At 38.6% G+C, this 23,484-nt stretch carries 19 protein-coding genes; 15 read left to right on the top strand and 4 right to left on the bottom strand.

What is annotated here, in order from left to right:
• Window positions 1-35: 35 nt before the first annotated feature.
• Window positions 36-1,124, bottom strand: coding sequence for a sporulation integral membrane protein YtvI (gene ytvI, locus AC6IWN_RS12505; RefSeq protein WP_497987745.1), 1,089 nt, complete (start codon window positions 1,122-1,124; stop codon window positions 36-38).
• Window positions 1,125-1,660: 536 nt separating this feature from the next.
• On the opposite strand from ytvI, the gene ilvD reads away from it, so the two are divergent.
• The 9 genes from ilvD to AC6IWN_RS12460 all read left to right on the top strand — a co-directional run bounded on the left by ilvD (window position 1,661) and on the right by AC6IWN_RS12460 (window position 14,685).
• Window positions 1,661-3,334, top strand: coding sequence for a dihydroxy-acid dehydratase (gene ilvD, locus AC6IWN_RS12500; RefSeq protein WP_497987744.1), 1,674 nt, complete (start codon window positions 1,661-1,663; stop codon window positions 3,332-3,334).
• 52 nt (window positions 3,335-3,386) lie between these two features.
• On the top strand, window positions 3,387-5,063 hold the full coding sequence (gene ilvB, locus AC6IWN_RS12495) for a biosynthetic-type acetolactate synthase large subunit (RefSeq protein WP_497987743.1): 1,677 nt from the start codon (window positions 3,387-3,389) through the stop codon (window positions 5,061-5,063).
• A 172-nt stretch (window positions 5,064-5,235) separates the two neighbouring features.
• Window positions 5,236-6,318 carry a 3-phosphoserine/phosphohydroxythreonine transaminase gene (gene serC, locus AC6IWN_RS12490; RefSeq protein ID WP_497987742.1) on the top strand — a complete coding sequence of 361 codons (1,083 nt, stop codon included), beginning with the start codon at window positions 5,236-5,238 and terminating at the stop codon, window positions 6,316-6,318.
• Between the two features lie 17 nt (window positions 6,319-6,335).
• Window positions 6,336-7,517, top strand: coding sequence for a phosphoglycerate dehydrogenase (locus AC6IWN_RS12485; RefSeq protein ID WP_497992204.1), 1,182 nt, complete (start codon window positions 6,336-6,338; stop codon window positions 7,515-7,517).
• 112 nt (window positions 7,518-7,629) lie between these two features.
• Window positions 7,630-8,871, top strand: a complete 1,242-nt coding sequence (locus AC6IWN_RS12480; protein WP_497987741.1) for a DUF1015 domain-containing protein — start codon at window positions 7,630-7,632, stop codon at window positions 8,869-8,871.
• Between the two features lie 78 nt (window positions 8,872-8,949).
• Window positions 8,950-9,792, top strand: a complete 843-nt coding sequence (locus AC6IWN_RS12475; protein ID WP_497987740.1) for an ABC transporter substrate-binding protein — start codon at window positions 8,950-8,952, stop codon at window positions 9,790-9,792.
• A 656-nt stretch (window positions 9,793-10,448) separates the two neighbouring features.
• Window positions 10,449-11,360 (top strand): glycyl-radical enzyme activating protein, encoded by a 912-nt coding sequence (locus tag AC6IWN_RS12470; protein WP_497987739.1) that lies wholly within the window; start codon window positions 10,449-10,451, stop codon window positions 11,358-11,360.
• Window positions 11,361-11,379: 19 nt separating this feature from the next.
• On the top strand, window positions 11,380-13,752 hold the full coding sequence (gene hypD, locus AC6IWN_RS12465) for a trans-4-hydroxy-L-proline dehydratase (protein ID WP_497987738.1): 2,373 nt from the start codon (window positions 11,380-11,382) through the stop codon (window positions 13,750-13,752).
• 165 nt (window positions 13,753-13,917) lie between these two features.
• The gene (locus tag AC6IWN_RS12460; RefSeq protein ID WP_497987737.1) at window positions 13,918-14,685 is read left to right on the top strand and encodes a sulfite exporter TauE/SafE family protein; all 768 of its coding nucleotides are present in this window, start codon (window positions 13,918-13,920) and stop codon (window positions 14,683-14,685) included.
• A gap of 55 nt (window positions 14,686-14,740) precedes the next feature.
• Here the strand turns inward: AC6IWN_RS12460 and AC6IWN_RS12455 are convergent, their stop codons facing one another.
• From AC6IWN_RS12455 to AC6IWN_RS12445, 3 genes are all read right to left on the bottom strand, one after another.
• Entirely contained in the window at window positions 14,741-15,343 is a 603-nt protein-coding gene (locus AC6IWN_RS12455) for a cytidylate kinase-like family protein (protein WP_497987736.1), read from the bottom strand.
• A 74-nt stretch (window positions 15,344-15,417) separates the two neighbouring features.
• Window positions 15,418-16,143 carry an amino acid ABC transporter ATP-binding protein gene (locus AC6IWN_RS12450; RefSeq protein ID WP_497992203.1) on the bottom strand — a complete coding sequence of 242 codons (726 nt, stop codon included), beginning with the start codon at window positions 16,141-16,143 and terminating at the stop codon, window positions 15,418-15,420.
• Window positions 16,144-16,174: 31 nt separating this feature from the next.
• A complete protein-coding gene (locus AC6IWN_RS12445) occupies window positions 16,175-16,816 on the bottom strand; it encodes an amino acid ABC transporter permease (protein ID WP_497987735.1) in 642 nt (213 codons plus the stop codon).
• A gap of 397 nt (window positions 16,817-17,213) precedes the next feature.
• Between AC6IWN_RS12445 and AC6IWN_RS12440 the strand changes: the two genes are divergently transcribed.
• The 6 genes from AC6IWN_RS12440 (at window position 17,214) to fabK (ending at window position 23,483) form a co-directional block, all read left to right on the top strand.
• On the top strand, window positions 17,214-17,912 hold the full coding sequence (locus AC6IWN_RS12440; protein ID WP_497987734.1) for a YesL family protein: 699 nt from the start codon (window positions 17,214-17,216) through the stop codon (window positions 17,910-17,912).
• 221 nt (window positions 17,913-18,133) lie between these two features.
• Complete coding sequence (locus AC6IWN_RS12435; protein WP_497987733.1) at window positions 18,134-20,242, top strand: glutamine synthetase III family protein; 2,109 nt, start codon at window positions 18,134-18,136, stop codon at window positions 20,240-20,242.
• A gap of 240 nt (window positions 20,243-20,482) precedes the next feature.
• A complete protein-coding gene (locus AC6IWN_RS12430) occupies window positions 20,483-20,941 on the top strand; it encodes a MarR family winged helix-turn-helix transcriptional regulator (RefSeq protein WP_497987732.1) in 459 nt (152 codons plus the stop codon).
• 16 nt (window positions 20,942-20,957) lie between these two features.
• On the top strand, window positions 20,958-21,941 hold the full coding sequence (locus AC6IWN_RS12425) for a beta-ketoacyl-ACP synthase III (RefSeq protein WP_497987731.1): 984 nt from the start codon (window positions 20,958-20,960) through the stop codon (window positions 21,939-21,941).
• Between the two features lie 224 nt (window positions 21,942-22,165).
• On the top strand, window positions 22,166-22,402 hold the full coding sequence (acpP, locus tag AC6IWN_RS12420; RefSeq protein ID WP_497987730.1) for an acyl carrier protein: 237 nt from the start codon (window positions 22,166-22,168) through the stop codon (window positions 22,400-22,402).
• Between the two features lie 148 nt (window positions 22,403-22,550).
• Window positions 22,551-23,483: an enoyl-[acyl-carrier-protein] reductase FabK gene (gene fabK, locus AC6IWN_RS12415; RefSeq protein WP_497987728.1), complete on the top strand. Its 933-nt coding sequence runs from the start codon at window positions 22,551-22,553 to the stop codon at window positions 23,481-23,483.
• Window position 23,484: the final 1 nt, after the last annotated feature.

Here is a 23,484-nt window from a genome sequence, read left to right as displayed (position 1 = left end):
TCTTGCCTAGAACTGTGCTAAGCATAAAATCATATTTAGGATTTATCTTCCTCGCTCTGCGGTCGTCTTATCAAACGTATAGTTCCTTCTTCATTAAGCTTTAATAATAAGGTCGCTATAATCGGTAAGGAGAATAGTCCAAGAACGCCCATTAACTGTGCACCAATATACATAAGGATTAATGTAACGATTGGATGTAATCCGATTTGCTGCCCGACAATTCTAGGCTCAATTGTTTGTCGTACTGCGGTAATCACAACATAGAGTATTAACAAACCGATACCCACTTTTGTATTACCGATGATGAAGGAAATAATTGCCCATGGTAATATTACTGCGCCTGTTCCGAGAATTGGCATGATATCGACGATGGCAACTAATATACCAAATAACAGAGGATTAGGGATACCTATAATCCAAAAACCTAGTGATAATTCAACAAAAGTGATGGAGATAATCGCTGAATATGCACGGATGAATTTACCTATCGTTCCAATACCGTTATCCTTGATTCTAAGAAGCATATTACGTCTTTCGCCCTTAAATTGATAGGTGATAAAGCGAGTAATTCGGTAATAATCGATTGTAAAGAAGAATGAGGATACAATCGTAAAAATTAGTTTAATAATTAAAGTCGGAACCATTCCTGCTAAATTAGCAATCTCGGATAAAATAGATGAGGAGGCATTCGATAAATAAGTAAAGATTTTAGGATTTAAATTGCTTTTAAAATCTTCCACATAGACTTTTGCATCCGGGAACTGTTTGGAAAGGTTATTTGCCAATGCATCGATTGCAGGAAGTATCGTATTCTTATAAAAAGAGGGTGCACTGCCAACCAATTCACCGATAAAGTTAATGATTTTGAAACCTAAAATGAATATTAAGTAACCGAGTGCAATATAAAATATCAATAGAACTATAATAGAAACGATAGATCTTGGTATTTTGACTTTATTTTGGATTAAATCGATTAGTCGACGGAACGAAACAGCGATAATCATACCGATGACAAAAGGCATCAGCAAGGGAAGTACATACTTGATTCCAATATATCCAAGCCCTAAAATCATAACTATAAATATGAGGTGTATAATAAACGCTTTTTGTTTTTCTAATTTCATAATTACCTTGCCCTTCTTAGTGAATACTATCTAGTGTTAATTATTGCCAATTTCAAAGCCTTCATAACGGATAATTAAATTAATATATCATCCATTTGGATATTTGATTTTTACTATGTAATGCTTGTCCCAAACACGGGCATGATGAAGTGTTTTGGTATGTTCAAAGATTTTACTTATAAACAATATACAACGAAACTATGATTTCTTCAAGTTTTATTGCCTTATCAATAAAATTAAGTGATTATTTCAGCAATATATGCTAGAATTATTCCAGATTATAACGAGTATTTACAGATATTAATATCTTTACAAGTTTGTTTAGAAGTTGTCCTTATAATAGGAAGAAGTTCATACAAAATATTGCATAATAATCGATAAAAGGCGGGGCGAAAAGTAGCGAATTATGAAAAAGTATATTTATACATTGATTTTTCTAAAAAAATCCTTTATTATATACTGTATTACGTTAAAGCGTTATAATTCGCCATATGGGTGAAGTTTTATATAATATAAATAAAGAAAAGGTGATTATGATGAGAAGCGATGCAGTGAAATCAGGAATGCAACAGGCACCCCACAGATCATTATTCAATGCATTGGGGCTAACCAAGGAAGAACTAAGAAAACCTATGATTGGTATTGTTAGTTCCTATAATGAGATTGTTCCTGGACATATGAATTTAGACAAAATTGTTGATGCCGTTAAGCTAGGTGTAGCGATGGCTGGCGGAACCCCAATCGTATTTCCTGCGATTGCAGTTTGCGATGGCATTGCGATGGGACATCAAGGAATGAAATACTCTCTTGTAACCAGAGATCTAATTGCCGATTCTACTGAAGCAATGGCGATGGCACATCAGTTTGATGCACTCGTTATGGTACCGAATTGTGACAAGAACGTACCGGGTTTATTAATGGCAGCAGCTAGATTAAATATTCCTACCATTTTTGTCAGCGGCGGTCCAATGCTTGCCGGTAAGGTGAATGGTCAAAGAACCAGCTTATCATCTTTGTTCGAAGCAGTTGGAGCATACTCAGCCGGTACGATGAGTGAGGAAGAATTAGAAGAATATGAGAATAAGGCTTGTGCTACCTGTGGTTCCTGTTCCGGTATGTATACAGCAAATTCCATGAACTGCCTGACGGAAGTAATCGGAATGGGACTAAAAGGCAACGGTACAATCCCTGCGGTGTATTCTGAGCGAATCAGACTTGCTAAGCATGCAGGTATGAAGATTATGGAGCTATTAGAAAAGGATATAAAACCAAGAGACATTATGACCAAGGAAGCATTTATGAACGCACTTACGGTGGACATGGCACTTGGTTGTTCTACCAATACAATGCTACATTTACCTGCAATCGCTCATGAGGTGGGATTTGATCTCAATATTGATATTGCAAATGAAGTAAGTGCAAAGACACCTAATCTCTGTCACTTGGCACCTGCAGGTCATACATATATCGAGGACTTGAACGAAGCCGGTGGAGTATATGCAGTCATGAATGAGCTTGATAAAATGGGCTTATTAAATACAGATTTAATTACTGCTACAGGTAAAACTGTAGGAGAGAATATTAAGGGATGTGTTAACAAAGATCCCGAGGTAATCAGACCGATTGAAAATCCTTATAGTGAATCCGGTGGAATTGCAATCCTTAAGGGTAACCTGGCTCCTGATTCCGGCGTGGTTAAGCGTTCTGCTGTGGCACCTGAGATGATGAAGCATGAAGGACCTGCTAGGGTATTTGATTGTGAAGAAGATGCAATTACTGCAATTAAAGGCGGTAAAATCAATAAAGGTGATGTTGTTGTAATTCGTTATGAAGGACCAAAGGGCGGACCGGGTATGAGAGAGATGCTTAATCCTACTAGCGCAATTATGGGTATGGGTCTCGGATCCCATGTTGCACTAATTACAGATGGACGTTTTTCCGGAGCATCAAGAGGAGCTTGCATCGGACACGTATCACCGGAAGCTGCTGTTGGCGGTAATATTGCATTGGTTGAGGAAGGAGATATCATTCAGATTGATATCAATAATAATTCCTTGAACTTTGTAGTATCGGATGAAGAATTAGCGGACAGAAGAGCAAAATGGCAGCCAAGAGAGCCAAAGATAACAACTGGTTACCTATCACGTTATGTGGCAATGGTTACGAGTGGAAACCGTGGTGCAATTCTTGAGGTACCTAAGGCAAAATAGATGACATTTTAAAAAGATAAAGTTGCCACAACGTGGTGGAATGGAGGAAATCATGGAATTAACAGGTGCTCAAATCGTGATAGAGTGTTTAAAGGAGCAAGGTGTTGATACCGTATTCGGTTATCCCGGCGGGACAATTTTGAACATTTATGATGAACTATACAAACATAGTCAGGAGATAAAACACATCCTCACTTCCCATGAACAGGGAGCATCCCATGCGGCGGACGGATATGCAAGAGCAACCGGAAAGGTGGGTGTCTGTCTAGCAACCTCCGGACCTGGGTCAACGAATCTTGTAACGGGAATTGCGACAGCATATATGGACAGTGTACCAATGGTAGCGATCACATGTAACGTAGCAGTTAATCTTCTTGGTAGAGATTCCTTCCAGGAGATAGATATTGCAGGTGTTACCATGCCGATTACAAAACACAATTATATCGTTAAGGATGTTACCAAATTAGCGGAGACCATCCGTAAAGCATTTAAAATAGCGAAATCGGGAAGACCTGGTCCAGTTCTTGTGGATATTACTAAGGATGCTACAGCAACTAAGACAAAGTTTAAAAAAGCGACACCGGAGCCGGTCTTAAGGATGACTGAGGAGATTACGGAGCATGATATCAATAATGCGGTAGAGTTGATTAAGCACTCCAAAAAGCCTTTTGTTTTCGTAGGTGGTGGTGCGGTTATCTCAGAGGCGCATGATGAGCTGTTGGAATTTGTAAATATGGTGGATGCTCCGGTTTGTGATACGCTAATGGGTAAAGGTGCATTTGACGGAACCGATTATCGTTATACCGGAATGCTTGGAATGCATGGTACCAAAGCTTCTAATCTGGGTGTTACAGAGTGTGATCTGTTAATTGCAATCGGTGCTAGATTCTCAGACCGTGTTACAGGAAATGCAAAGAAATTCGCAAAGCATGCTAAGATTTTACACATTGATGTAGATCCAGCTGAGATTAATAAGAATGTAGCTGCTCATTACAGTGTGATTGGTGATGTGAAGGAAGTCTTAGCTATCATTAATTCTAAGATTACCCAACATAATCATAAGGAATGGGTTGAGCATGTATGTGAGCTGAAAGAAAAATTTCCTCTAACATACAACCAGGATATATTGACAGGACCTTATATCTTAGAGAAATTAGATGAAATAACACAAGGAGATGCAATTATTACTACTGAGGTAGGACAGCATCAGATGTGGTCAGCACAGTTTTACAAATACAAGTTGCCAAGAACCTTCATCACTTCCGGCGGTCTCGGAACGATGGGTTATGGATTAGGAGCCTGTATCGGTGCAAAAGTAGGTGTACCGGATAAAACAGTCGTTAATATAGCGGGTGATGGGTGCTTTCGTATGAATATGAATGAGCTTGCTACGGCAACCAGATATGACATACCGATTATAGAGATCATATTCAATAATCATGTACTTGGTATGGTACGCCAATGGCAAACCCTATTCTATGATCAGAGATATTCGAATACTAATTTAAGAGACAAGGTTGATTTCGTGAAATTAGCGGAAGCAATGGGTGCGAAAGCCTACCGAATTACGAAAAAAGAAGAAGTGGAAGTTGTTTTAAAGGAAGCTATCGCATTAAAAGAACCTGTACTCATAGAATGTATTATTGATAGTGACGATAAGGTTTGGCCGATGGTAGCACCGGGTGCCGCAATTGAAGAAGTTTTTTCAGAGGAAGACTTAAAGAAATAAGTTTATTTAGCGGAAAATAATTTTATATGTAGAATTAGTTGTTTTATTCCTTTACTACAATAAAAATTATTGACAAGAAAATAACACAGTTTTATAATGTGTCTTGTCTATGTTACAGTAAAGCGTTAAAAAAATAATATAAATTATGGAAATCAATAAGGAGGACGTTGCAGTGGGAAGAATTTATAACTTTTCAGCAGGACCGGCAGTATTACCGGTTGAAGTATTACAGGAAGCGGCAGACGAGATGCTAGATTATAGAGGCACAGGCATGTCAGTAATGGAGATGAGCCATCGATCTAAAGCTTACGAAGCTATTATACAGGAAGCTGAGAAAGACCTTAGAGAGTTGATGAACATTCCAGACAATTATAAAGTGCTATTCTTACAGGGTGGTGCATCGCAACAATTTGCAGCAATTCCTATGAACCTTATGAAGAATAAGGTAGCGGACTACATCATCACAGGTATGTGGGCAAAGAAAGCATACGCAGAAGCACAAAAATACGGAACAGTGAATGCAATTGCTTCATCTGCTGATAAGAACTTTTCTTATATTCCGGATTGCTCTGATCTTCCGATTTCTGAAAATGCTGATTATGTATACATTTGTGAAAATAACACAATTTACGGTACAAAATACAAGACTTTACCGAACACAAAGGGTAAAACTTTAGTTGCAGATGTTTCCTCCTGTTTCTTATCCGAACCGGTTGATGTATCCAAATATGGTATCATCTATGGTGGCGTTCAAAAGAACGTGGGACCTGCAGGTGTTGTTATCATGATTATTCGTGAAGATTTAATAACGGATGATGTTCTTCCAGGAACACCTACTATGTTAAAATATAAGACTCAGGCTGATGAAAAATCCCTATACAATACCCCTCCGGCATATGGTATCTATATCTGTGGTAAGGTATTCAAGTGGCTCAAGAAGATGGGCGGTCTTGAAGTGATGAAAGAGATCAATGAGAAGAAAGCAGCAATTCTTTATGATTACCTTGATCAAAGCAAGATGTTTAAGGGAACTGTTGTAAAAGAAGATCGTTCTTTAATGAATGTTCCTTTTGTAACCGGTGATGAAGCGCTTGATGCAAAATTCGTAAAAGAAGCTACTGCAGCAGGATTCGATAACTTAAAAGGACACAGATCAGTTGGCGGTATGAGAGCAAGTATCTACAATGCTATGCCAACCGAAGGTGTAGAAAAATTAGTTGAATTCATGAAGAAATTCGAAGCAGATAACGCGTAAGGCGAAGAATGGAGGGAATTATGAAATATAATTGTCTGAATCCAATTGCAGCGATTGGTTTAAATAATTTTACAGAGCAGTATGAAAAAGTGGAAGCTATTAATGATGCTGATGTTGTATTAGTAAGAAGTGCAGCAATGCATGATATGGAATTTAGCAAGGATCTGAAAGCAATTGCAAGAGCGGGTGCCGGTGTGAATAATATTCCTTTAGCAAAATGCGCAGAGCAGGGTATCGTAGTATTCAATACTCCTGGCGCTAACGCAAACGGCGTTAAGGAATTAGTAATCGCAGGTTTATTGCTTGCTTCCCGTGACATCGTAGGCGGTGTTAACTGGGTTAACGCTGAGAAAGATGATCCAACCATCGCAAAACGTGTAGAGAAAGAGAAATCAAAGTTTGGCGGTAAAGAGATTCAAGGCAAGAAATTAGGTGTAATCGGTCTTGGTGCAATCGGTGTATTAGTTGCTAATACAGCAAACCGCCTTGGCATGAAGGTTTACGGCTATGATCCATTTATCTCTGTTGATAATGCTTGGAATTTATCCCGTGAAGTAGTTCATGTAAAAACAAGAGAAGAAATCTATAGAGAGTGTGATTACATCACAGTACATACTCCATTGATTGAAGATCTTGATCCGAATGTAAATACAAAAGAAATGATTAATGCTGAAACTTTCACAAAGATGAAGGACGGTGTCGTTATCCTTAACTTTGCAAGAGATCTTTTGGTAAATGATACCGATATTGAAGTAGCATTAAAATCCGGTAAAGTTTCAAAATATGTTACGGACTTCCCGAATGAGAAGACAGCTAAGATGCCTGGCGTAATTGCTATCCCTCACTTAGGTGCATCTACGGAGGAATCCGAGGATAACTGTGCTGTGATGGCAGTAAAACAGCTTAAGGACTTTATGGAGAATGGTAATATTAAGAATTCCGTTAACTTCCCTAACTGTGATGCAGGTGTTTGTTCATCAGCAGGACGTATTACAATCCTTCACAAGAACATTCCAAACATGTTAGCACAGTTTACCACTACATTCTCCTCAGCAAATGTTAACATTGCAGATATGGTTAATAAAAGCAAGGGTGATTATGCTTACACAGTTCTTGATGTTGAAACATCAATTACATCAGAAGTTGCTGATAAGTTATCTGCAATTAACGGTGTATTAAAGGTTAGAATCGTAAAATAATTATTTCGTAATATAAATAGCTATAAAGAAGAAATGATAGGGACATAAGATTTGCCGGTATGGCACCGACAGATGGTTATGTCCCAATTCGTATAAAGATAAGGGGCATATTATGGCAACAGTGAAACCTTTTTTATGTGTTAGACCGAACGCAGAGGTAGCAGACAGAGTAGCTGCATTACCATACGATGTATATAATCGTAAGGAAGCAACACAGGAAGTAATGAGAGAACCACTTTCATTTTTAAAGGTGGACAGGGCTGAAACCAGCTTCCCGGATGAAGTGGATACCTATGATGCCAGAGTTTATAATAAGGCGAAGGACCTTTTAGATGGGATGATGAAGGACGGTACTTATCTCACCGAGGAGAAAGAGTGTTATTATGTATATGAGCTTATTATGGAAGGACGTTCTCAGACCGGGTTAGTGGCGTGTGCTTCCATAGATGACTATTTGAATAACGTTATAAAAAAACATGAAAATACCAGAGAGCATAAGGAGATTGACCGTATCAACCATGTAGATATCTGCAATGCGCAGACCGGCCCCATCTTCTTAGCCTATCGTGCACATACAGAAATTAGTGAAGTGACTGCCAAGACGAAGCTGGAAGTTCCGATTTATACATTTACCGCTGTGGATGGTGTTACACATAATGTTTGGAAGATATCAGAAGATACGGATCTATTAAGAATCAAGAAGGCTTTTGAGGAGATTGACAGCATCTATATCGCAGATGGCCATCACCGAGCAGCATCTGCTGTAAAGGTAGGGTTAAAAAGAAGGAAGGAAACTCCCGGGTTTACCGGACAGGAGGAGTTTAATTACTTCCTATCCGTACTATTTCCACATGATCAGCTGATGATTATGCCATATAATAGAGCAATTAAGGGCCTGAATGGGTTGGATAAGTCTCAGTTCCTTGTTAAGGTTTCAGAGAATTTTGATGTGGAAGAGGTCGGAAAGGCTGCTTATTCCCCTGTTATAAAAGCAACCTATGGTATGTTCCTTGACGGAAGCTGGTATAAACTGACCGCGAAGGAAGCGATTAAGAACCCGGAAGATCCGGTTGCAGCGTTAGATGCATCAATTCTTCAGGATTATCTATTAAATCCAGTGCTTGGAATACTGGATCCAAAAACAGATAAGAGAATCGGATTTATCGGCGGTATTCGTGGATTGGGTGAATTGGAGAGGCGTGTAAAGGAAGATATGACGGTAGCATTCTCAATGTATCCCACTTCAATTGAGGAGCTATTTAGTGTATCCGATGCAGGCATGCTGATGCCTCCAAAATCAACCTGGTTTGAACCTAAATTACGAAGCGGATTATTTATTCATAAATTATCGTAATTTATATAAATGCTAGAGATATTGCGTATTAAAATAGTAGAGTGAATGTGCCGTAAAAGACGGCGGAATGGAGGAAATATGAACAAAGGCTTAAAGAAATTTACAGCGGTTATGCTGGGACTTGTGCTTGCATTTTCATTGGTAGGCTGTGGTACCAAGGAAGGAAAGGAAGTATCTTTAGTGAATGGTTCTGCTAAGGATGCATTAAAGGGAGTAACATTAAAGGTTGGTACTTCTGGTTTATTTGCACCTTTTTCCTATTATGATAAGGATGGAAAGACCTTAATTGGTTATGATCTTGATTTCTTAAAAGCACTTCAGGAGTATACCGGTTTTGCAATTAATAAGGATGTACAGGCGATGGATTACAGTGCGCTAACAACCTCACTTTCAACTGGCAAGCTTGACATCGGAATGGCAGCTCTTTGTGCAACGGATGAAAGAAAGAAAAAGATGGACTTTACTAACACATACTATGACTCCGGTCAAATTCTCTGTGTTAATACCGAAACAAGCCCGAAAGATTTAAAGACTGTGGAAGATTTAAAAAGTGGCAAATATGTTGTGGCTGTGGAAAAAGGAACAGCATCCCATCTTTACGCTACGAAAGCAGGTATTCCTGAAAAAGCAATCCAGGTTCATGATACAATCACAACTGCTTATGAATCCTTGGAGCAAGGCAAGGTTGACTGCCTGATTCAGGATACACCGGGACTTGCATATTACATTAAGACTTCGAAGGGTACAAAGCTTCAAACAATCGGTGATGAATTTAATCAGGGTCAGGCACCTTATGCTGTAGCAATCTCCTTTGACTGTTCTAAGGCTAACAAAGGTATCGTAGAAGTATTAAATAAAGCGATTGACGAATTAACAGCAAACGGAACCATGGAGAAAATCCAAAAGCAATGGTGTGAATAATACCTAAGATTATGAGGCTTATTGCAGGATAAGTATATAAAATTAGCGTGTGAGTTATTGTTTGATAGAGGTATAAAATCTCTTACGATGATAATTCACACGCTCTTCTTTTAGCAATTATAGAATCACATCCAGAGTACGTGCGAAATTGGCTATCAAAAAGCAATGATAAAATAAAGTGACGAAAAACAGAGTAATGATTGAAGGAAGCAGTGATAGTATAAAGCAACTATAGACTGAGATGACTTGGGGTCAAGGTAACTATGGATTAATGTGTACTGTGAATCAAGGTAACTGTGGATTGATATGACTGTGAAGCAAAGTAACTATGGATAAGTATAACTGTAAATTAAAATAACAATGGATTGAGGTAACTGTGAAATAAGCTGCTCATGAAAGAAAGCCCTTATGGACTTTGTTAGTTAAACAGTTTTATGAAGTATTACAGGTGATTTCATATAATAATTATTGAAGAACTTCAATAATTCAAAAAACGTGGTAAAATATAAGTATGATATAATTTTTAGTTATCAATATCTTACATTGAAAGAAATAATAATTAGAGAAAAATAGCGCACAATTTCACTAGATTAAGATCGTTTTTGTGTTGTTTATTTATTATAAATTTAAATTGATTCCAACAGGAAGGTGCTAATGTGAATAAACCTCTGATAACTGATATACAAAAGTATTCCATTCATGATGGTCCGGGAATAAGAACTACTGTGTTTTTTAAAGGGTGTCCGTTAAACTGCCATTGGTGTCATAACCCGGAGACCCAACACTATAACAAAGAGTTATATTATGACAGCCAGCGATGTAGTGGGTGTGGCAGTTGCGTCAAAAACTGTCCCCCAAAAGCCATCCGTATAAGTAATCAAGAAGTAATTACGGACCTAACATTATGTAACGGCTGTATGCTCTGTATGGAATATTGCTTACAAGGAGCCAGAGAGTTTGTTGGTAGATATGTAGAGCCACTTAAGCTAATATCGGAGCTTAAGAAAGATACCGTATTCTATGAGGAGTCAGGTGGCGGAATCACATTCTCCGGTGGGGAAGTAATGTCGATGGATATGGATTATCTGGCTCAGGTGATGGAACCATTACATAACCAAGGTTATCATCTTGGTATTGATACCTGCGGACAAGTCGAATTTGAACAATTCAATAAAATTATGCCCTATACGGATTTCTTTTTATATGATTTAAAATTGCTGGATCGACAAAAGCACGAAACATATACCAGCGTGCTCAATGATCTGATACTTGAGAATCTGAAGCGACTCAGTGATGGTAATGCAGCGATATATTTGAGAATACCGGTTATCCATGGGGTGAATGCATCTCAGGAGGAGATGGAGAAGATTGCTGATTATCTTAGGGATAATAACATTAATTTGATTCAGATTCATCTACTTCCCTATCATGCGATGGGAAAGAATAAGTATGATAAGCTTCGTATGCAATACAAGAGGGAGAGATTTTCCACACCCACGCAGGAGGAGATGGAAGTGCTATGTCAGATATTTGTAAAACAAGGTTACCGTACGGTGATAGGCGGGTAAAGGAAGGGATGGTGCCTCAATGGAACAAGGAATGAATGACAGAATACAGAAGCTTCGCAGTATGAGTGTTGGGACGGAAGCATTTATTGATATGGAGCGTGCAACGCTTTTTACCGATGCATATGAATTATATGAGGGGACGGTATCCACACCGGAATTACGAGCCTTATCCCTGAAGTATTACTTCGAACACAAGACCTTATATATTGGTGATTATGAATTGATTGTAGGGGAAAAGGGGTGTGCCCCTCAGGCTGCTCCGACATTTCCGGAACTGTGCTGCCATACAATAGATGATCTAAAAGTAATGAATGACAGAGAACTAATACGCTTTCAGGTAGAGGAAGAAGATTATTCCCTCCAGAAGAATAGAATTATCCCTTATTGGGAGAAGAAGAATATCCGCCATAAGATTATCAAGAATATGCCACAGGAATGGAAGGATGCATATGAATGTGGAATATTTACGGAGTTCATGGAACAGAGAGGGCCGGGACATACCGTCGGAGGAGAGATTATCTATCAAAAAGGGTTCTTAGATTTTAAGAATGAGATAGAGCAAGCGATATCAAAACTGGATTTCTTATATGACTTAGAAGCACTTGATAAGCGGAATGAGTTAATGGCGATGAGCATAGCATGTGATGCGATTATTGTATTAGGGGATCGATATGCGGCTTATGCGAAGGAGCTTGCAGAGAAAGAGGAGAATAAGTTTAGAAAGCAGGAACTGTTACAGATTGTTGAGAACTGCATGGTAGTTCCAAGATACAAGCCACAGACCTACTGGCAGGCACTTCAGATGTATTGGTTCGTTCACCTGGGAGTAACCAGTGAGATTAATCCCTGGGATGCATTCAGCCCAGGAAGACTGGATCAACATTTGTATCCATTCTATCAACAGGATACCGAGGATGGTCTGATGAATCGGGATAAAGCGAAGGAATTATTGGAGTGTCTGTGGATAAAGTTCAATAATCAACCGGCTCCGCCTAAGGTTGGAATTACCTTAAAGGAAAGCAGTACCTATACCGATTTTGCGAATATCAATACCGGTGGTATCACACCGGACGGACGCGATGGAGTAAATGAAGTGAGTTATCTAATTCTGGAATGTATGGATGAGATGAAGCTTTTGCAGCCCAGCTCCAATGTACAAATCAGTAAAAAGACCCCTCAGAAGTTTCTTAAAGAGGCGATAAAGATTGCCGGAAAAGGCTGGGGACAGCCAGCGTTCTATAATACTGAGGCTATCATATCAGAACTCTTAAATGCTGGAAAGTCAATAGAGGATGCACGAAGAGGAGGAACCAGTGGCTGTGTAGAAACCGGTGCTTTTGGAAATGAAGCCTACATATTGACCGGATATTTTAATCTGCCTAAGATTTTAGAACTGACCTTATTCGGTGGATATGATCATATCAGTAATAAACAGCTTGGACTAAAGACTAAGGCTGCAGCCGAGATGGAGAGTTTTGAGGAACTGATGATGATTTACAAACAGCAGATTCACTATTTTATGGATATTAAGATATCCGGGAATCATATCATTGAGAAATTATATGCAACGGAGATGCCGGTACCTTTTCTCTCCATTATAACCAATGACTGCATCACGAAGGCGAAGGATTACAATAGTGGCGGTGCAAGATACAACACAAGCTATGTACAGGGAGTTGGGATTGGTACAATCACAGATTCCTTGAGTGCAATAAAGTACCAAGTGTTTGATGAACAAAAGATAGCGATGGAAGAACTCTTAACAGCTCTAAAGGATAATTATACGGGACATGATAGAATACGAAACTTAGTAATGAACCGATCACCCAAATATGGCAATGATGATGACTATGCGGATGATATCATGCAGGAGGTCTTTGAAGCATATTATCATGAAGTCACCGGAAGAGCGAATGTCAGGGAAGGAAGTTACCGAATCAATATGCTGCCAACCACATGTCATGTATATTTTGGCGAGGTGATGATGGCAAGCGCCAATGGAAGACTGGCGCATAAACCGGTATCCGAGGGTATCTCTCCGGAAAAGGGAGCGGATGTGAACGGCCCGACTGGAGTGATTAAATCATGCTCCAAGATGGATCATCTGAAAACCGGAGGCACACTCCTAAATCAAAAATTTACTCCATCCGTAGTGGAAGGGGAGGAGGGTATAAATCAATTAGCAAATCTGGTTCGAGCTTATTTTAATCTGGATGGCCACCATATACAGTTTAACATCATTGATCGTTCCACCTTGATCGCAGCACAGCAAAACCCAGAGGAGTATAAGGATCTGATTGTTCGTGTTGCCGGATATAGTGATCACTTCCGAAATCTCAGCAGGGAGTTGCAGAATGAGATTATAGGAAGAACAGAGCAAAGCTTTCACTAAAGATATCTTTTATAAAGGCGATTTTGAAAATTATTGATTCATATGTATGCTCCGTACAAGTTTTTTAAGTAACGGGGCATATTAATTATAAGTATGTATTTTTTAGAGTGTAAAACGGAATATATAAGATCATTTTATAACAAACATGAAGAAGGAAAGAAAAACATGAGACTGATTTATTTTTTAATTGCTTTACTTGCAACCTCCTTAGGCGGCATTGCAGGAATTGGCGGCGGTATCATAATTAAGCCATGTCTTGATACGGTAGGAAGCTTTGATGTGGTTACGATAGGAATCGCTTCCTCAATTACGGTTTTATGTATGGCAACGGTTTCTACAGCAAGATTTCTTCATAGTGACATGAAAATTGATTCCAAACTGGCGGTCACTTTGTCTATTGGAGCAGCAGCAGGAGGCATAATCGGAAAGTACCTTTTTGGTATATTCGCCTCTTCCGTCTCTGACAATAATGCAAAGGGAATTCAAGCAATTCTTCTGATTATCTTGATCATATTTGTATTATTTCGAAATGTTTATCCGAGATTCCGTATTAAAAATGTAGGGATAATACTGCTTAGTGGTTTGGTTATGGGGTTGGTATCCTCTTTTCTTGGAATTGGAGGAGGACCAATTAATATAGCCGTGTTATGTGTTGCATTTTCAGTAAGTGTTAGAGATGCTGCAGTTTACTCCATATTTACCATCTTTTTTTCGCAGCTAACAACCGTCATATCGAATGCAATCACACCCGGAATAGGTAAATATGATCTCAGTATGGTCGTGTTTATGATACCAGGGGCAATCTTTGGTGCTTTAATTGGATCATATCTAAATAGAAGGCTAAGTGATAAAACAGTGGATAGATTATTCAATGTGGTTTTGGTTGTATTGGTTATGCTCAATGTCATGAATATCTACCGTTTTTTGTTTTGATGACAAAAGAGGTTATTGCAAACGAACTCCTATTTGCAATAACCTCTTCTATTGATTATATATTATGAAATCTTTTTTTGATAATGTCAGCTAATAATTCAGCTGTTCCGGTCACACCGAAGATGCTGCTGTTAATCATCAGATCCTTGTGATTGAAATCTCCTGCTGAATAATTTGCATAGCGCTTCCAATACTGTTCTCGGGCGAAATCCATATCATGAATCATCTTTTTTGCTTCCTCAGGCTTCATACCCAAGGTATTAACACAGTTTTGAAATCTGGTTTCTACGGGTGCGTAGATAAAGACATTCAGACAATTCTTCTTTTCGCGTAGGATATAATCAGCACAGCGTCCTACAATGATGCAGGATTGCTTATCGGCTAGATCCAGAATGATTTGTTGCTGTATATTAAAAATCTTATCCTGTTTTTCAATCGAATCTACGCCTAACGGGAAGAGAAGATTAAAGAAATTGGATTTGATGCTCTTTTCTTCCTGCTCACTGATGGTTGAAATCGGAAGATCCATCTTTTTTGATGTCTCCTCGACTATGGCGCGGTCATAATATTCAATACCCAGCATCTCTGATAATTCATGAGCAATTGATCTGCCAAGGCTTCCGAACTGACGGGCTATGGTAATACAGTATTTGTCCATAACCATACCTCCTTATCCTAGTAGCATTTTATGCATGTCATAAAAATGTATCTGTTAGTATGAGTGTTAAAAGATCACAATATTCTTGCAAGGAAGGAACGGGTACGGTCATGCTTTGGATTAGTGAAGATCTCATCTGGTGTTCCTTCTTCAACAATATATCCGTCCGCCATGAATATTACTCGGTCAGCAACGTCCTTTGCGAATTCCATCTCATGGGTTACAATCACCATCGTCATACCTTCATTTGCAAGGGAACGCATAACTTCAAGTACATCGCCCACAAGCTCAGGGTCAAGCGCAGAGGTAGGCTCATCAAATAATAAAGCCTTAGGTTCCATCGCTAAAGCTCTGGTGATAGCAACACGTTGTTGTTGGCCACCGGATAATGTGGATGGCATGGAGTGTGCTTTGTCAGAGAGTCCAACCTTCTCAAGTAGCTCAAGGGCTTTCTGGTCAGCCTCGGGCTTAGTCATCTTTTTAGTCAGAACAGGTGCAAGGGTTATATTCTTTATAACTGATTTCATTGGGAATAAGTTGAAACGCTGGAATACCATTCCTACTTCTTCGCGATAATCTCTAAGGGCAATTTCCTTTTTATTAAAGATATTCTTCCCCTGATAATAGATATTGCCGTCGGTCGGTATCTCTAATTGATTAATACATCGTAATAATGTGCTTTTTCCGGAACCGGAAGGACCGATGATACAGATAACCTCACCTTCCATGACTTCCATATTAATATCTTTCAAAACTTTTAAATCATCAAAGTTTTTTGATAAATGTTCTATTTTAATCATTTCACCCATATATATCCTCCGTTCAACCGTGCTATTTTTTAATTTTTCTTTCTACCTGCTTCTGAAGGAGAATCAGGATGGAGATGATGACCAGATAAAATACTGCTCCGGCCGTATAGCCTTTAATTACATCAAAAGTTATGGAGGTATAATTCTGAATCTGTTTCGTGATTTCATTTACAATAATAACACTGAGTAAAGCGGTATCTTTTACTGTTATAATAAATTGATTGAATAATGCCGGTAGCATGGAACGAAATGCCGGGGGAACGATCAGATGCCAGAGCGTCTGAGTCTGGGTAAGTCCTAAGGATAAGCCGGCTTCTTTCTGCCCAGGGTCGATACCGTCTAATGCACCGCGTACAATTTCAGCGATAAAGGCACCGGAGTTTAAACTGATGACCAATATACCGGCAAAGTTGCTGCTTAAGTCAATATTAATTAATTTAGGAACAACATAATATATGTATAAAGCCTGAACAATCAGCGGGGTACCTCGGATTATCCAAATATATATATTTGCGATTACCTTCGCGACTTTGCTTTTGCTTTGAAGTGCGAAGCCGGTGATGCTACCGATTAAAAAGCCAAATAATATACCAAATACAGAAATAAGTAATGTGATTCTAAGTCCCCTGAAAAGCATTGGGAGCAAAACTGTTAAGAAATCCATAATCTCTTCCTTTCGTTCTTCCGATGTCATGAAAAATAGTTTGGTGACAAACTTCTACATAAATGCTCGAATTGCCTCATAAAAAAGGCGTTGCTCCTAAGTAAGTTAAGAGAACGTCCTCACTCATTTAATCTATTGAAAACCAAATATTAGATATTCAAAATTCAAGTAAAATATATCAAAGAGATATGAATTTGTCAATGAAAACATGCGCTTGGGTTATTTCTATCTATAATAAGGAAGCTTTATAGGCGGGTACCCTAAAATAGAAGTTAAACTAGATAACTGTAATTAAAGAATAGATTTTAGAAGGGGATATGAGTTTATAATATTTTAACTATATATTTTGAGACGAGTATGATAAAATGTAGAAAAACAAAGATAGGGGAGTTATAAGATGAATAGTTTTTTTAGCATGGATAACGGCCTGTTTACATTCCTGAGCAAAATATGTGACATTATGATTTTGAGTCTTTTATGGTTTGTATTATGCTTACCGATATTCACCATCGGGCCTGCCACTACTGCTCTATATTATGCCAGTGTAAAAGTATTACGAGGCGAGCGCGGTTATTTAATGAAAGAATATTTCAGATCCTTCAAGTTGAATTTTAAAAGAGGTGCAATCATAGGTTTAATCTTAATGTTTGCAGCATTGGTTTTAGGAGTAGATATATATATGACGACACATACTAAAATTGTGGAAGCCAGAACCAACTCTATTCTTAATGGAATATATATTGCATTAGGTGTTCTTTTACTAAGCATCGGAATTTATATCTTTCCGTTGCTGTCAAGATTTGACATGACAGTTAAACAGCTTTTTAGGGCGGCAGCTGTTATGGCAATCAGACATTTTCCATCAACGGTAGGAATGGTAGTAATTGTTGTGGGCGCAGTGATTGGTACGAGCTATATGATATTTACGATAGCGATTTTCCCTGCATTAGTAATACTGATCAACTCCCTATTCCTTGAGAGAATATTTAAGATGTATATGCCAAAGGAAGAAACCGCCATTGAAACAGAAGGTGTGACTGAGGAAGAGAATGAACTTCACTCTGCTGATTTATCCACTGAAGAGAATACAAAATAAGTGATAAAAGGACTTTATTGATGTTCTGCAGAGAATATATAAATAAGTGCTAGATTATAACCATTTTTATTAAAAAATGAAAAAACCTAAAAAAACACTTTTCTTTTTTTAAAAAACATGGTATATACTTTATATAGAAAAAATTATAAAAATTATTAAATGGAGCAAAGGCGTTCCCTTCTATTAGGGGACGTCTTTTTTATTAAGAGAGGAGATTTACTATGTCTGAGAAATTAACAGATCTTTTTGGGTCAAACGTATTTAATGAGACAGTTATGGCGGAACGCCTGCCGAAGAAAACTTTTGCTGTTCTTAAGAAAACACTTGAGAACGGTGAAGATTTAGATCCTGCAGTAGCTGAAGTTGTAGCGAATGCAATGAAGGATTGGGCAATCGAGAGAGGAGCTACTCACTACACTCACTGGTTCCAACCAATGACTGGTATCACAGCTGAGAAGCATGATTCTTTCATCAACCCTACAGCCGGTGGAAAGATTATGATGGAGTTCTCCGGTAAAGAGTTAATTAAGGGTGAGCCTGATGCTTCTTCCTTCCCATCCGGTGGATTAAGAGCTACATTCGAAGCTAGAGGTTATACAGCTTGGGATTGTACATCTCCTGCATTCTTAAGAGAAGATGCAGCTGGCGTTACTCTCTGTATCCCTACTGCTTTCTGTTCTTACACAGGCGAAGCATTAGACATGAAAACTCCTCTTCTTAGATCTATGGAAGCAATCAACAAACAAGCTGTTCGTGTATTAAAATTATTCGGACATGATAATGTATCCAGAGTATCTACTTCTGTTGGTCCTGAGCAGGAATACTTCTTAGTAGATAAAGCAAAATATTTAAAGAGAGATGACCTTATCTTCACAGGAAGAACGCTTTTCGGTGCTATGCCTCCTAAGGGTCAGGAATTAGAAGATCATTACTTTGGAAGCATCAAAGAAAGAATTGCTGCTTACATGAAAGAATTAAATATCGAGCTTTGGAAGCTTGGTGTAACTGCAAAAACCCAGCATAATGAAGTTGCTCCAGCACAGCATGAGTTAGCTCCTATCTATGCTACAGCAAATATCGCTACAGATCACAATCAGTTAGTAATGGAAACTATGAAGAAAGTTGCAAACCGTCACGGTCTTGCTTGTTTACTTCATGAGAAGCCATTCGCAGGTGTTAACGGTTCTGGTAAGCATGACAACTGGTCCATGGTAACGAATACAGGAAAGAACTTATTAGATCCTGGTAAAACACCTCATGAGAATATTCAGTTCTTATTAATCTTAGCAGCTGTATTAAAAGCAGTAGATGTACATTCTGATTTACTTCGTGTATCTGCAGCTAATCCTGGTAATGATCACAGATTGGGTGCTAACGAAGCACCTCCGGCTATCATCTCTGTATTCTTAGGTGAGCAGTTAGAGGACGTTATCACACAGTTAATCGAAACTGGCGAAGCAAAGAGCAGCAAGGTTGGCGGTAAATTAGATGTAGGAGTACATACTCTTCCTACTTTCTCTAAGGATGCTACTGATAGAAACCGTACATCACCTTTTGCATTCACAGGTAATAAATTCGAATTCCGTATGGTTGCTTCTTCTATGTCAATCGGACCTGCTAATACAATCCTCAACTCAATCGTTGCAGATGTATTAAAAGAATTCGCTGATGAATTAGAGAAAGCATCTGATTTTGATACAGCAGTACATGATTTAATTAAGAAGACTTTAACTGAGCATAAGAGAATCGTATTCAACGGCAATGGTTACTCCGATGAGTGGGTTGTTGAAGCTGAGAAGAGAGGACTTCCAAACATCAAGTCCATGGTAGAAGCTATTCCTTCCTATGTATCTGATAAGGCGATTAAATTATTTGAAAAACACGGCGTATTTACAGAAGTAGAACTTCACTCCCGTGTAGAAATTCAGTATGAAGCATATGCAAAAGCAATCAACATCGAAGCTAGAACTGCAATCTCTATGGCTGGTGCAAAATATATCCCTGCAGTAATCAATTACACTAAGAAGCTTGCTGACAGCATTAACTCTGTTAAGACCGCTGTTGCTGATGCAGATGTAAGTGTTCAGACAGAATTATTAAAAGAATCTTCTGCACTTCTTGCTAAGGCTCAGGCAGCTCTTAAGAAATTACAGGTTGTTACTGACGAAGCAAATGCAAAGGAAGAAGCTGTTGAAGCTGCTGCTTTCTTTAGAGAAGTAGTAATCCCGGCTATGAATGAGCTTAGAGCTCCTATCGATGCATTAGAAGTAATCTGTGACAAAGAATTATGGCCAGTTCCTACTTACGGCGATTTATTATTCGAGGTATAATTTTTACAGAATAATATAATATATGAAGATTTTTGGTAGAGCCGCTTCCGATAAGGAGGCGGCTCTACTTTTCTCTTGAATGTAGCGAATATATGCAGAGTTTTAAGCGCAGGCTATTCATATTTCTAATTGTGTGGATCGGTGTAAAGGAAAAATTAACTTGACAATTTTAATGAATTCCGATATATTTTGATTATCAAACTATTTGCGTTTCAAAGCAATCTTTAGGAGTGGGTCAGGATGAAGGATAAGCTTGTTCAAATAAATAAAATACTGGTTGAAGTGTATGACGATGTTAATCGTATAGAAGAATATACAATAAAGAGTGGTGTATTCAGTGATATCTCTATTACTGAAATTCATACGATTGAAGCAGTCGGTTTATATGGAACAAAAACGATGTCCGAGATTGCATCAGTATTAGAGATTACCATGGGAACTTTAACGACTGCTGTTGATAAGCTAATCAAAAAGGGATATTTGGAGCGTAATCGTAGCAATACTGATCGTAGAATAGTGAATGTAAGTCTCTCAAAAAGAGGGAAGCTTGCTTACCGCATCCATGAAAAATTTCATTTGGATATGGTTCAACGAATTATGATGGATTTTACTCAAGAAGAAGAGGAAATACTATTAACAGCGTTGAGTAAATTAAATTATCATTTAAAAGAGACTTATAAAGAAGCGCAACAGAGTTAATTAGGAGGATTCCATAATGAGGTGTGCAACAATCATCGGCACAGGAAGCTATCTGCCGGATAATATAATGACGAATGACGACTTAGCAAAGATTGTGGATACAAGTGATGAATGGATTTCATCAAGAACAGGAATAAAGGAAAGAAGAATTACTACCAAAGAGAATACTTCTGATTTGGCGTATGGAGCAGCTAAAAAAGCGTTGGAGATGTCCGGTGTTGATGCGAAGGATATCGACTTGATTATATGTGCTACGATTTCACCAGATTCCTTTATGCCTTCTGTAGCATGTATGGTACAGCATTTGTTAGGTGCAAAGAATGCAGCAGCTTTTGACTTGGCAGCAGCTTGTTCCGGCCTGGTGTATGGCATGACCGTTGCAAAAGCATTGATTGAAAATGGTATGTATCAGAATATATTAGTGATCGGTGCAGAAACCCTATCTAAAACTCTGGACTGGGAGGATAGATCCACCTGCGTTCTGTTTGGTGATGGAGCAGGAGCAGTAGTGCTATCCGGTTCAGACACCAAGAAGGGTATTATTGCAACTACACTGTCAAGTGATGGTAGTAAGCAGGATTATCTTGGTTTACCGGCATTTCCTCTGATTAATCCGATGTGTACAGGAATGGATGAGGCAGGTAAGAAGCCCACAATTACCATGAAGGGTCAAGAAGTATTTAAGTTTGCTGTAAGAAGCATCAATGATTTAATAAAAACGGTTTTAAAGAAGGCAGAATTATCGCCGGAGGACATTAAGTACATCATTCCGCATCAAGCGAATGTCAGAATCATTGAAACGGCAGCAAAAACCTGTGGTATTCCGTTTGAAAAGTTCTTTATGAATCTTGATCGATATGGAAATACGTCAGCGGCTACGATTGGAATTGCACTTGATGAGATGGTTCAAAAAGATTTATTAAAATCAGGCGATCGTATCATTTTGGTGGGATTTGGTGGTGGAATGACGAGTGGTGCAGTTTTAGTGGAATGGAATTAAATTAATTTGCATGTTAAGGGGAAACCCTTTTATATAACATGGTTCAGAATATTTTCTGAATTTAAAATGCATATTACTACATGAAATATGCTTGTAAAGTATAAAATATGAAAATCATTTGGAGTGAATACTTCATGCTGATGGCCACAACATATTGGTGAGGTTTGTTATGCAAATAAGAGGTATATACTCCGACCAAAACACAAATATGGAGGATTATTAAAATGGATTTCGAAAAAATTAAAGAGTTAGTAGCAGAGCAATTAAGTGTTGATGTGGCAGAACTTACTGCAGAGACAAATTTAAAAGATGATTTAAATGCAGATTCACTTGATCTTTTCCAGATTATCATGTCTCTTGAAGAAGAATTCGGTATTGAAATTCCTACTGAAGATACAGAAAGCATCGCTACAATCGGTGATATTGAGAAATATTTAACCCAAAAAGGTGAAGAAGCATAATCAGTAAAAATAAATAGTATTAACCTGAATCGGCAGTTGTTAAATTAGCCGGCATGATGTTCTATTTCATTATGCCCATTTGCAACTGCCGAAGCAGAAACTGGGAGTAGTGGGTTGTTATACAATTCTCCAAGGAGGATAAGAAGTAATGAAGTCACGTGTTTGTGAACTATTAAACATAGAATACCCTCTTTTTCAAGGAGCAATGGCAAGAATTTCAGATGCATCCTTAGCGGCTGCTGTATCCGAAGCAGGGGGACTGGGAATTATCGCTGGAGGTACTGCACCGGCTGATTTTATCAGATCTGAAGTGAGAAAGGCTAAGGAGCTTACCAGTAAACCTTTCGGTGTCAATATTATGCTGTTGAGTGAATTTGCAGATGACATCGCCAAGATGGTGTGCGAAGAAGGTGTAAAGGTTGTCACAACAGGAGCCGGATCCCCTGCAAAGTACATGGAGATGTGGAAGGCTCATGATATTAAGGTAATTCCTGTCGTACCATCGGTTGCAATAGCAAAAAGAATGGTACGAAGCGGTGCGGATGCAATTATTGCGGAAGGTACCGAATCAGGGGGTCATGTAGGTGAGCTGACTACGATGGTTTTGGTACCGCAAGTTGTAGATGCAGTGGATGTTCCTGTTATCGCAGCAGGAGGTATGGCTGAAGGCCGTGGTATAGCGGCAGCATTTATGCTGGGAGCAGATGGCGTACAAATTGGTACGAGGTTTTTAGCGGCACATGAATGTAATATTCATCCGAATTATAAACAAAAAATATTAAACGCAAAGGATATCGATACGATAGTGACCGGAAGAAGTACGGGTCACCCGGTTCGTATTCTAAAGAATAAATTAAGCCGACAATTTCAGGAGCTAGAGAAAACGTTTGCTCCGGTAGAGGAAATTGAAAAATTAGGTATTGGTGCATTGGCAAAGGCAGTAGTAAACGGTGATATGGATTATGGAAGTGTAATGGCCGGACAGATTGCCGCAATTGTTAACAAAGAACAAAGCTGTAAGGAGATTATTACTGAGATGTTTGCCGAGGCAGAGCAGCTGCTCAGTAAAAATTGGAGGTAAT

It is taken from the genome of Variimorphobacter sp. HTMS_6 (assembly GCF_059717775.1).
The sequence above is the reverse complement of the archived record's forward strand: the minus strand, read 5'-3'. Positions and strand labels throughout refer to the sequence as shown.